Genomic DNA, 11,074 nt, shown 5'->3' with positions numbered 1-11,074 from the left:
TGGTGTCAGGTGGGGCTGGTGGCACGGGTGTTACCGGATAGCGGCGTAGTCATGACCTGGTGCGGACCTCGGTGCCGGGCCGGGTGACTACGGTCGGACGTGCCGGTGAGCGGCGGAACGCACGAGCCCGATCTCCCTCCCCCCAGGGGGCTCGTCCGCCGCTCACCGGCTTGTCCGTGTCCGGGGCGGCCCACCACCGGCCGCCCGCCGGGTCAGCCCGCGGCCGAGGCGGCGTCCAGGGCCGGTATCAACTGCTCTTCCTCGTAGTCGAGATGGGCTTCGAGCTCGGCCATGAGCCGCTCCACTTCGGCGCGTACGGCCCCGGTGCCGGCGTTCTCCGTGGCTGTCAGTACCCGGCGCAGGTCCTCGACCAGGGCGGCGATCCGCTCGTGCTCCTCACCGAGGCGGGTGAGGGTGGGGGCCAGCTCCGGATGCCGGTCGGCCAGGAACGGGAACAGCATCGTGTCCTCGCCGGTGTGGTGGTTGTGCAACCCCTGGCAGAACGTGAGGCAGTTGACGCGGAGCTGCGCGCCGAGGGTGGCCTTGCCGTCGCTGGCGATCAACTCCTTCTTGATCAAGCCGAGTTCACGGCGGAAGGCATCGTGGACGACCTTGATGGCCTCGCCCATGGAGCCGGCGTTGATGTGCGGAGGGCCGGTCACGGGGACCTCGTGGAGGGCGACGACCGGGATCGTACGGTCCGTCTTCGCCTGGTACTCGGCCCACCCCGGCTCGGACTCGACGGCCCGAGCGAACGCCCGGTCGCGTTCGTCGCCGTCCAGGACGACGGCGTCCGCCTCGTAGGTGAACACCCCGCTCTCGACGGTCACACGGGGGTTGGCGAGGACGTTCCGGTACCAGTCGGGGTGCTTGGGCGATCCCCCGGCCGACGCGATGACGAGGACCGTGCCGTCGCCGTCGGGGAGGTAGCCGAGGGGGGTGGTGTGCGGGTTGCCCGTACGGGCGCCGATGGTGGTCAGGAGGAGCAGGCGGGCGCCTTCGAACATGCCGCCGACCATGCCGTGGTTGGCGCGGAACTCCTCGATGACCGGCTGGTTGAAGGGGTTGGGCATTCTCAGCTTTCTGTCGATGTCGATGTCGATGTCGATGCCGACGACGACGCGCGGGGGCCGACGCGCGAGGGCCGAGGCGCGGCGGAGCGCCGCGCCGTCGCGGGGTCGCAGACGTCGCGGTGCCATGGCGTCGTGGCGTAGCGGGTGTCGTGGCGTCGCTGGTGTCGTGGTGTGCGGGCTGGGGTGATCGCCGCGCTGTGCGCGTCACGGCGGGAAGGGAGGAGCAGCGCGCTGCGGTGCATGGGATGCCATGCGACGCGGTGCAGACGATGTCATGCGGTGCGGCGCGGGCGATGTGCTGCACGGGATGTCATGCGGCGTGATGCACGCGGTGTCATACGGCGCGGTGCACGCGGTTTCCCGTGGTGTGCTGCGGCGCGGTGCTCTCACGCGCCGCGACAGGCGGACCTCTGGCCCGCCCCGACCTCACTCGGAGGCCGGGCAACCCATCCGCTCACGGCCCAAGGCCGACCCGGCAGTCATGACGGCAACGGTAGTGGGCGCAGGCGGACGCGGGCAATGAGTTATCCGGGGACGACGCGAAGGGGCCGCCGCCACGGAGCCCGCGCCGGCGGCGTCGCCGGACGCGAGGCCTGGTACCGCCGCTCCGGCCCGTCGACCCCGTCCGCCGCCGCCTCACTTGCTCTCGCCAGGCAGCGGCCCCGCCTCGGCCGACTCCGCCAGGCGTCCATCCAGCACACCCTCCAGGCGTCCCTCTGAACCACTCTCTGAACCACCCTTCAGGCCACCCTCCAGGCCACCCTTCGACTCGGCCTTCGACTCGGCCTTCGACGCGCCCCTCGGTTCACCCCCGACGGTCCCGCGCCGGCTCCCCCAAGCCCACAGCACCATGGCCACCACGGCCAGGGCGATGGTCGCGAGGCCCGAGGCGGCCAGGACGGGGCGGGGGCCCAGCGCGGCGGTGAGGGGGCCGCCGAGGGCCGTGCCGACGGGGGCGGCGGTGAGGAGGGCGGCGCCTCGGGCGGCCAGGACCGTGGTGAGCCAGGCCGGCGGCGTGCGGTCCTGGAAGAGCGTGTAGGACAGCGCGGTGAAGGGGCCGTAGATCACGCCGCCCAGCGCGAAGCAGGCGAGGGTCACGGCGGTCGGGGCGCCCAGACCGAACGGCACCAGTACGCACCCCCACCCGGCGACGATCGCCAGGGTGACGGGCCACAGCGGGAGTCGGCTCAGGGCGCCGACGGTGAGGCCGCCCACGACGGCACCCACCCCGAAGACCGTCCAGTACAGCCCGAGCAGACTGGACTCGGCGTGCAGATCGGCGGTGACGTGGAGCGGGAGCGCGACCTCGACCGGGCCGTAGAGGAAGTTGAAGAACCAGGTCAGGGCGAGGACGCCGAGCAGTTCGGGCTGCCTGCGCAACAGGTGGAGGCCGGCCGTCGACTGGCCGGTGTCGACGGGCGCGGCCGTCTGCGCGGTCGTCGCGGCGCCGCCGAGCCGGCCGACCTGGACGGCGAGTACGGCGAAGGACGCGGCGTCGATCCCGATGATCCAGGCGGGGCTCAGCACGGTCGCCAGGAACCCGGCGATGGCGGGGCCGATGATGATGGAGGCCGAGGCGCTCGAACTGACCAGGGCGTTCGCGGCCAGTCGCTGCTCCGGCGGCAGGATGCGGGCGAGGAGGGAGTACTTGCCGGCGCCGCCCCAGGCGTGGAGCACCGACGAACCGGCGAGCAGGACGACGTACAGGACCGGATGCAGTACGCCCAGCAGCCAGGCGAGCGGCACGCAGCCGAGGAGGGTGGCGCGGATCCAGCTGTCGGCCGCCAGCAGTCGCTGGGCGGGCAGCCGCCGCAGCCACCGGCCGAAGACGAGCGCCCCCACGGCCCCGGGCAGCGCGTACGCGGCGATCGCGGCGCCGACCAGCAGCCCGGACCGGTCGGGCGGCGCGATCTCCACGGCGAGCCAGGCCACGGCCACCACACTCATCCCGTCCCCGAGATCCGAGGCCGCGAGCGCCGGCAACAGCCGCCGGAACTCGATGTGGCCGAACAGGGGCCGGTACGCGGACGGCAACAGACGGGAAGCCCAAGACGAAGTCACCCGCAAAGCCTCGCGGATCAAGCACAGTTGAGGTCAAGGCTTTGGACGTCACGTCCCGAACGCGGTGGGCCGGCGGCGATCACCCGACTTCAGCCGACCCGGCGTCGGCAGGAGGGCCGTCGGCGGCCTTGATGGCTGCGGTGGCGGTCCCATCGCGGCCGGCGCTGGTATTGGCGGTATTGGCGGTATCGGCGGTATCGGCGGTTACGGCGCTCGCCGTGTTGTCGGCGGCGGCCGGGTCGAAGCCGGCCTCAGTCAGGATGTCGGCGGCGACCCCGCGCCCGACCCCGGCGAGCCCGACCAGCAGGTCGTCGCAATCGATGCGCTCGGCACCCCGCTCCCCGGAGCGCGCCTCGGCGAGGGCGATCGCCTTGCGGGAGTAGGGCGTCCAGGCGATCCGCTCGGCCGCCTGCGAGGCGCCCATGCTCAGCCGGTCGCCGACCGAGCGGTGGACCTTCTCCGGCGCGATCCCGGCGGCCCGCAGCAGCCGGGTGGCGGTGTTGTCCTCCGCGGTCAGCCCCCACAACAGGTGCTCGGTGCCGATGTAGTTGTTGCGGTGGTGCACGGCTGCCTGCTTGACGTGGACCATGGCCCGGCGCAGCCCGTCGGTCATCGTCTCGGGTCCGTAGCGCTTGTGCGGGGCGTGGAAACGCTGCTGAACCGCCTGCCGGCTCACCCCGAGCGCTCCGCCGATGTCCGTCCACGACGAGCCGTGCATACGACAGTGCTCGACATAGTCCTCGACCAGGTCGTCCGCCAGCGCCTGCAACTGACCGGCCAGTTGTGCCGCCACCGTCAGCAGCGCGAGCCAGTCGGGCTGTTCCTGACCACCGGGGCGGAGAGCGGTGTCGCACCGCCGGTCGACTTCCGCGATGAGATCGTCCAGATCCGGGAGCGCCATGAGGCAAGTACGCCTTGACAATCTGGATTTGTCAACTAGCACTTGCCTTTTCGGGGCGAGGGTCGGCCTCACTCCTGACGGCCTCCGTGCCGCGCAGGACTGTCCAGGGAGTCGGTCCAGCGCAAGAGGGCGTCGTCGGAGAAGGCATGGGAACGGAGCTTTCCGCGGAGAATGGGGACGTTCGGCCGGTGTTCGGTTTCCGTGTGGACGGCATTGATGGTGCGCCGGTGCTGGCCGAGGTTTGCCCATCTGCGAGGTGCCCGTCGTGCTCGCCAAGCAGGGTCGGCCACCATGTCGAGCAGCGTGACGAACTCTGGTGATGTGGCGATGTACTCAACTTGGCGGCTGACCGTGCATCGATCCGATCCAGCGGCCGGCAGTCCACCACCAGCCCTCGCCCGTCCTCGAACCGGGCGAAGCAGTCCGGAACGTGCGAGATCCGCTTGCCCTGTTCGTCCGCCCGGAACAGTCAGAACGGCTGCGACGGCAGCCCGGTCACCTGCGGCGTGAAGTCGAGCAGCATCGCATGATCCCGCTCCAGCCAGGACTCGAACCCTACGTGCCCGCCGGTCGTCGACGACCAGTACAACCCCGGGAAGTGCCGCTGCCCGCGATACGACGGAAACCCCCGCCCTGGCCGTCCCGCCTCGAACTCCACCGAGACCACATCCGCCAACGGCCGCCGATGCTCACCCTCGTCATCCCGCCACCCGATCTCGAAATGCTCAGCCGCGACGTGACCTGTCTTCATGGAGGGTTCGGCGGAGCGCCTCAAACGGATACGGAGTCTCCCTGTTCTCGTCCTGGACCTTGCCGTAGAAGTCCGTCATCACTGCGGCGAGCGGTGCATGGCGGGAGAGGATCGCCCTGGCCTCTTGCGGCCCGTCCGGCGGGTCCTCTCCTTCCGCGCATGCGCGGATAAGCGCCTCGCGTTCTTTCCGCTCGTATCCGTATAGCTTCGTGATCAGCCTGTTCACCAGCCAGCTGCGCGTGTAGCAGCGATCGTAGGTCCTGTGCAGTTCGAAGAAGCTGGTCTCGGACGGTGACAGATCGAATCGGGACGAGATGGCGAGGCCGTAGTCGGCGAAGTAAAGGCGTCGGCCGTCGACCAGGATGTTCTGGAAGTGTGCGTCGAAGTGCAGAAGCCCACGAGCGTTCATGAAGGACGTACCAGCCTCCAACTCGCCCTCCACCAGGGAGCAAGCCCGGTCGGCAGACTCTTCACCGTTCTTTATCTGCTCGGTAAGCCACTCGTCGAGCGTCTGAGGGATGTACTCCAGGAACAGTGCGAGGCTCGCAGAGGATTGCTCGAGGGCCTCGATACGACGACGCACCTCCGGCCTGCCTCCCCAATAGGCCACGACCCGCTCCACGTCTGCGAGTTCCTCGGGAAGCGTGGCTGTGTCCGGCAGTACGCGCCAGTGGTACATCATCGGGAACCCTTGGTACTGCCCTCCGAGCACCCAGTTCGTCGTCATGGTGTGAACGGCGAGCTCCCGCCATGCCCCGAAGCCAGGCCCGCCGCCGACGCCGTACTGGCAGAACGTGGGAATCGCAAACAGGTTGGCCGTGGACCGTGCATGCTCCGGCAGCCGCTCCATGTCCGTGAGCGGCACCCGCTTCACGAAGACCGGCTTCCCGTCGACCTCCAGCAGCGCAGACCTCCCGCCGATACCGGAGCCAAGGGGTATGGCGGCGTCCACGAGCTCGCCCAGCCGGCGATCACTTTGCAGGGCGAGGGACGTGGAGACTGTGCTGTAGGAAGCCAGGCGTGCGCTTTCCGGTATATCGGGATGCGCGGCCGACACCTGCATGGGAATGCCGACTCCGTTTCCGCCATGCACCCGAGTGCCCACCGACTGCTGCCAGCGCACTGTACGCGAAGGCCGACAGGCCGGGCCGGGTGTCTTCGCCACGCGACGTGGCGTAGCGCACTTTTGCAAGCAGGTGCTTGCAAAAGTTAGCGGGGGTGGGGCATGGTGGAGGCATGGCAACGCTCAACGTCGGCAATCTCGGTGAGTACCTGCGTGAACAGCGGCGAAACGCGCAGCTGTCGCTCAGGCAGCTCGCCGATGCCGCCGGGGTGTCCAATCCGTATCTGAGCCAGATCGAGCGCGGGCTGCGCAAGCCGAGCGCGGAGGTCCTCCAGCAGGTCGCCAAGGCGCTGCGGATCTCCGCCGAGACGCTGTACGTGCGGGCCGGGATCCTCGACGCCGAGCGGGACCGGGACGAGGTGGAGACGCGCGCCGTCATACTCGCCGATCCCACGCTGAACGAGCGGCAGAAGCAGGTGCTGCTCCAGATCTACGAGTCCTTCCGCAAGGAGAACGGGTTCGAGGTCCTCATAGGTGACGGCGACGGCGAGGACGGAGGCCCGGGTGCGGTCCGGGACGCGGACCGCGCCGAGGCGGAGACCGCCGTCGGCAACGGCGCCGGAGCGGCCGCCGGCCCCGCTTCTCCCGCGTCCGAGGGCGGCGGCGGTGCCGGTTCCGGTCCGCGGCTGACCGCGAGATGACGGAGCCAAGGCTCCTCGGACCGCGCAACTGCACAACCGCAGAGCGCGCATAACCCGCAGACCCCGTAAAACCGCACCACCGCTCAACCGCTCGACCGCATCACCCCGTACGAGCGGACCCGCATCGACGCGGATCCGCACCCGCACAGACCGGAGATCCGGCCTCGTCGATTACGCCGAGTACCTCTGACGCGTTGACCGACTCGGACACGTAACCCGTGGACGACGTCGACCGCGGGCCGGACCCCCACAAACCCTCAGCTGAACGCCAGACCCGGAGGACCATCACCATGGCCATCACCGACGACATCCGCAAGGCCGTCACCGACCCGACGCCGCTCTACTTCGCCGCCGGCACCGCCGACCTCGCCCTCCAGCAGGCCAAGAAGGTGCCCGGCCTCGTCGAGCAGCTGCGCGCCGAGGCGCCGGGCAAGATCGACGCCGTGCGCAACACCGACCCCAAGGCCGTCCAGGAGAAGGCGACCGCCCGGGTCAAGGAGACGCAGGAGACCCTCCAGACCAAGGTCACCGAGCTGATCGGCACCCTGGACACCGACCTCAAGAAGCTCGGCGAGAGCGCCCAGGACCTGGCGCTGCGCAGCGTCGGCGTCGCCGCCGAGTACGCCGTCAAGGCCCGTGAGACCTACGAGCGCGTCGCCGAGCACGGCGAGCAGGCCGTGCGCACCTGGCGCGGCGAGGCCGCGGAGGAGATCGAGGAGCTCGCGATCGCCGTCGAGCCGAGCACCGCGCCCAAGGCCGAGCCGGTCGCGGTCAAGGACGAGCCGGCCAAGCCCGCCGAGGCCAAGGCCGCGCCCGCGCCGGCCGCCGCCGCCAAGAAGCCGGTCGCGAAGAAGGTCACTCCGGTCCGCAAGCCGACGACCGCGAAGAAGACCACGCCCCCCGCCAAGTAAGGGGTACGCGCCCGCCGGAGGACGGTGCGGCGCCGCGGGACACGGTACGGGGACGGGCCGGGCACCTTTGGGGTGTCCGGCCCGTTCTACGGGTACGGTGGCCCCGTAGGAGTGTTCGGAAGACCGTGACCGTGAGAACCGCGAAGGCGAAGAGAACGGGTGGTGGTGGGCAGCATGCTGATGAACGGCTTCGCTGGGTTCATGGGACTGTTGCAGCTCGCAGTGATCGCCCTCGCCGCGTTCGCGCTGATCGACGCCACGTTCCGGCGTGAGGACGCGTTCCGGGCGACCGACAAGCAGACCAAGGTGTTCTGGCTGATCGTCCTCGGGATCGCGCTCGTCGTGAGCGTGCTGTTCCCGCTGCTGTCGTTCCTGCCGATCATCGGCCTCATCGCCAGCATCGTCTACATCGTCGACGTGCGCCCCGCCGTGCGGCAGATCTCCGGCGGCGGTGGCCGGGGCGGCAGCCGCGGCTCCAGCAGCGACGGACCGTACGGGCCGTACAACGGCGGTCGCTGACCCCGCCCGCCGTACAAGGCGGTCGTCAACCCCGCCGTGACCCCGCCGTACACGGCGGTCGCTGACCCCTCTCGATCCTGCGGCCCCGGACAAACGACCGGACCGCCGGGTGGGTCGAGCGGTCGGGCAGACCGGGCGGACCGGGTGGGTCAGGCCTCGCGGTCCAGGAGGAGTACGGCCACGTCGTCGGTCAGCTCGCCGCCGTTGAGGTCGCGTACCTCGTTCACTGCGGCGCGCAGCAGCGCCTCGCCTCGCAGGCCCGCGGCCAGCTGGCGGCGGACCATCGCGACCATGCCGTCCTGGCCGAGCCGCTCCTTGCCCTCACCGATGCGGCCCTCTATCAGCCCGTCCGTGTAGAGCATCAGGCTCCAGGCGGCGCCCAGCTCGATCTGCGTGCGCGGCCAGCGCGCGTTCGGCAGCAGCCCGAGGGCCGGGCCGCCGTTGTCGTACGGCAGCAGCTCGGCCGGCGGCGAGACGCCGTCCCGGCCGTGGCGGACGATCAGCGGCGACGGGTGGCCGGCCAGGCACAGGCCCGCGCGGCGGCCGTCGGGCGCGATGTCGACCGTGCAGAGCGTCGCGAAGATCTCGTCGTTCTCCCGCTCGTGCTCCAGGACGCGCTGGAGCGTCGAGAGCAGCTCGTCACCGCACAGCCCCGCGAACGTCAGCGCCCGCCAGGCGATGCGCAGCTCCACACCGAGCGCCGCCTCGTCCGGGCCGTGCCCGCAGACGTCGCCGATCATGACGTGGACCGTGCCGTCGGGCGTGCGGACGGTGTCGTAGAAGTCGCCGCCGAGCAGCGCCCGGGAACGGCCCGGCCGGTAGCGCGCCGCGAACCGCAGGGACGAGCCCTCCAGCAGCGGCGTCGGCAGCAGGCCCCGCTCCAGGCGCGCGTTCTCCTGGGCACGCAGCCGGGACTCCGTGAGCCGGCGCTCGGCCGTGTCCGATCGCTTCCGCTCCACCGCGTAACGGATCGCCCGGCTCAGCAGCCGGCCGTCCAGCTCGTCGCGGAACAGGTAGTCCTGCGCGCCGACCCGCACGGCCTCCGTGCCCCGTTCGGCGTCACCGGAGTCGGTGAGGGCGAGGACGGCGTGGCGGGGGGCCAGCTCCAGGACGTGCTTGAGGACGGAGAGCTCGTCGATGTCGGTGACGGTCTCCGTGGCGGTGCCGCCGCCGGAGGGGGCCGGGGCCTCGGGGACGCGGGCCGGGGCCGGCAGCGCCAGGTCCAGGAGGATGCAGTTGACGTCGTCGGTCAGCAGCCGCTGGGCCTCGGTGAGGTTGCGGGCGGTGCGGACGCGGATCGGCTTGCCCGCGGAGTCGAGCAACTCGGGCACGTTGAGCGAACCGGCCGGGTCGTCCTCGATCAGCAGCACCGTGAGGTTGGTGGGGCCGGTCGGGGCGACGGCACCGGCGGCCGGACGGGCCGGATGCGTGGACTTGTCGGCAGGGGCCTGGGCCGAGGCGTTCAGGGCCGCCCCCTCTCCGGATGGGCCGCTGGGTGCGGACACGGCATGCGCCTGACCACTCTCCACGGCCGGGATCGCTCTCTGCCGCGGTACGGGTACGGGCATCGTCTTGGGTTCCTTCCCTCCCCCCGAGGGCGCGGGCGGGGCGAGGGACCTCGACCCACCGACGGGGACCTTAGCGTCAGCCGCCGCCGCAACGGAATGCTTGGTGAGACGCCGGACGGCAATCGGCCACCGTCATATGCCGCATCCAGTAGCGCATTTGGACATGACAGGGCTTTCCCCAGGGATGACGAATGTCACGCGATGGGGGTTGAGCCCGGGGCCGAAGGTGGTGAGAGTCACGTGCGATGGGTCACTTGGCCTCGCGGCGGCTCGCGGATTGGCGGGTTTTCGGTGCATTGCGGGCGTAATGCGAACGGGTCGTGGGTGAGCGCGACGGGCGGAACGCGCGCGGATCGCGGGTGAGTTGTGGCCGGTCACGGCCCCAGCCGGTCCCGTCGCCCGTCGGTCGCATGCCCCAGCCGGTCACGTCCTTCCGCCGGCCACGTCCTTCCATCGGCCAGGTCCTTCCGCCGGTCACGTCCTTCCGCCGGTCACGTCGCTCGTCGGCCGTGTCGCCCGTCGGTCACGCGTCGGGGCGTACGACTCCCAGGATCGGCATGGTTCCCGCTCCCGCGATCGTCACCGTCCGCCCCGGGCGCGGGGCGTGGACGATCGCGCCATCGCCTATGTACATGGCGACATGGCTCGCGTCGGCGTTGTAGATGATCAGGTCACCGGGGCGCATGTTCTCGACGGGGATGTGCTTGAGCTGCCGCCACTGCTCCTGCGAGGTACGGGGGATGCCCCGGCCGGCCGCGATCCACGCCTGGCTGGTGAGGCCGGAGCAGTCGTACGTCCGCGGGCCCTCGGCGCCCCATTCGTACGCTTTGCCGATCTGGTCCGTCGCGAACTTCACGGCCTTCTTGCCCTGCTCGGAGGCATTGCCGTCGATCTCGTCGAGGATGCCGGAGTCCAGCCAGGCAGCCTGCTTCTGCTGCGCGGCGTCCTCCTCCAGCTTCGCCAGCCGCTCCCGCTCGTCGTCCTCCAGATCGGCCTCCAGCTTCTCGGCGGCGGCGATCTGCTTCTTGATCTTCTTCTTGGCCTTCTCCTTGGCCTTGCGGTTCGCTTCGAGCTTCTGCCAGCGCGCCGAGGCGTCCTTGGAGTACTGCTCCAGGTCGTCCTGCGTGCGGTTCATCTCGGCGAGCAGACCCTTGGTCGCCAACTGCCCCTGGCGCAGCCGGTCCGCGCCCTCCAGGAACTCCTGGGGGTTCTCGCTCAACCACAGCTGCACCTCGGGCGGCAGACTGCCGCCCCGGTACTGGGCGCGGGCCGCGGCGCCGATCAGGTCCTGCAGCTTGTCCAGCTTCTCCTGGCCCTTGACGATCTCGTTCGCCAGATCGACGATCTCGGCGGACTGCTTGTCGGCCTTCTCCTCCGCCGCGTTGTACGCGTCCGTGGCCACCGCCGCGTCGTGGTAGAGGCCCTCCAGCTTCGCGCGTACGGTCTCCAACTCCTCGTTGGTGACCGGAGCGGAGTCCGCGTCGGGGGTGCCCGTGCCCGAGGGGGAGGGGGTCGGTGTCGGGGTG

10 protein-coding genes are annotated in these 11,074 nt (G+C 70.6%); 3 read left to right on the top strand and 7 right to left on the bottom strand.

Annotated features, from left to right (window positions below; translation table 11 throughout):
* Positions 1–212: 212 nt before the first annotated feature.
* The 5 genes from AOK15_RS34800 to AOK15_RS34780 all read right to left on the bottom strand — a co-directional run bounded on the left by AOK15_RS34800 (position 213) and on the right by AOK15_RS34780 (position 5,849).
* Complete coding sequence (locus tag AOK15_RS34800) at positions 213–1,073, bottom strand: nitroreductase/quinone reductase family protein (RefSeq protein ID WP_055522295.1); 861 nt, start codon at positions 1,071–1,073, stop codon at positions 213–215.
* 636 nt (positions 1,074–1,709) lie between these two features.
* Positions 1,710–3,134, bottom strand: coding sequence for an MFS transporter (locus AOK15_RS34795; RefSeq protein WP_079058873.1), 1,425 nt, complete (start codon positions 3,132–3,134; stop codon positions 1,710–1,712).
* A gap of 79 nt (positions 3,135–3,213) precedes the next feature.
* A complete protein-coding gene (locus AOK15_RS48420) occupies positions 3,214–4,035 on the bottom strand; it encodes a Clp protease N-terminal domain-containing protein (protein WP_276206249.1) in 822 nt (273 codons plus the stop codon).
* Positions 4,036–4,504: 469 nt separating this feature from the next.
* Positions 4,505–4,711, bottom strand: coding sequence for a hypothetical protein (locus AOK15_RS47785; RefSeq protein WP_240508734.1), 207 nt, complete (start codon positions 4,709–4,711; stop codon positions 4,505–4,507).
* Positions 4,712–4,760: 49 nt separating this feature from the next.
* Positions 4,761–5,849, bottom strand: coding sequence for a protein kinase family protein (locus AOK15_RS34780; protein WP_055522293.1), 1,089 nt, complete (start codon positions 5,847–5,849; stop codon positions 4,761–4,763).
* Between the two features lie 173 nt (positions 5,850–6,022).
* Between AOK15_RS34780 and AOK15_RS47780 the strand changes: the two genes are divergently transcribed.
* The 3 genes from AOK15_RS47780 (at position 6,023) to AOK15_RS34765 (ending at position 7,980) form a co-directional block, all read left to right on the top strand.
* Positions 6,023–6,550 (top strand): helix-turn-helix domain-containing protein, encoded by a 528-nt coding sequence (locus tag AOK15_RS47780; protein WP_240508733.1) that lies wholly within the window; start codon positions 6,023–6,025, stop codon positions 6,548–6,550.
* A gap of 290 nt (positions 6,551–6,840) precedes the next feature.
* Positions 6,841–7,461, top strand: a complete 621-nt coding sequence (locus AOK15_RS34770) for a hypothetical protein (protein ID WP_055522292.1) — start codon at positions 6,841–6,843, stop codon at positions 7,459–7,461.
* A gap of 174 nt (positions 7,462–7,635) precedes the next feature.
* Positions 7,636–7,980, top strand: a complete 345-nt coding sequence (locus tag AOK15_RS34765; RefSeq protein WP_055522294.1) for a DUF2516 family protein — start codon at positions 7,636–7,638, stop codon at positions 7,978–7,980.
* 149 nt (positions 7,981–8,129) lie between these two features.
* On the opposite strand, the gene AOK15_RS34760 is transcribed toward AOK15_RS34765, so the two are convergent.
* Positions 8,130–9,548 carry a PP2C family protein-serine/threonine phosphatase gene (locus tag AOK15_RS34760; RefSeq protein WP_055522291.1) on the bottom strand — a complete coding sequence of 473 codons (1,419 nt, stop codon included), beginning with the start codon at positions 9,546–9,548 and terminating at the stop codon, positions 8,130–8,132.
* 523 nt (positions 9,549–10,071) lie between these two features.
* On the bottom strand, positions 10,072–11,074 hold a 1,003-nt coding region (locus AOK15_RS34755; RefSeq protein WP_055522290.1), incomplete at its 5' end, for a C40 family peptidase.

Source organism: Streptomyces ossamyceticus (assembly GCF_001418475.1).
GTDB lineage: Bacteria > Actinomycetota > Actinomycetes > Streptomycetales > Streptomycetaceae > Streptomyces > Streptomyces ossamyceticus.
The sequence above is the reverse complement of the archived record's forward strand: the minus strand, read 5'-3'. Positions and strand labels throughout refer to the sequence as shown.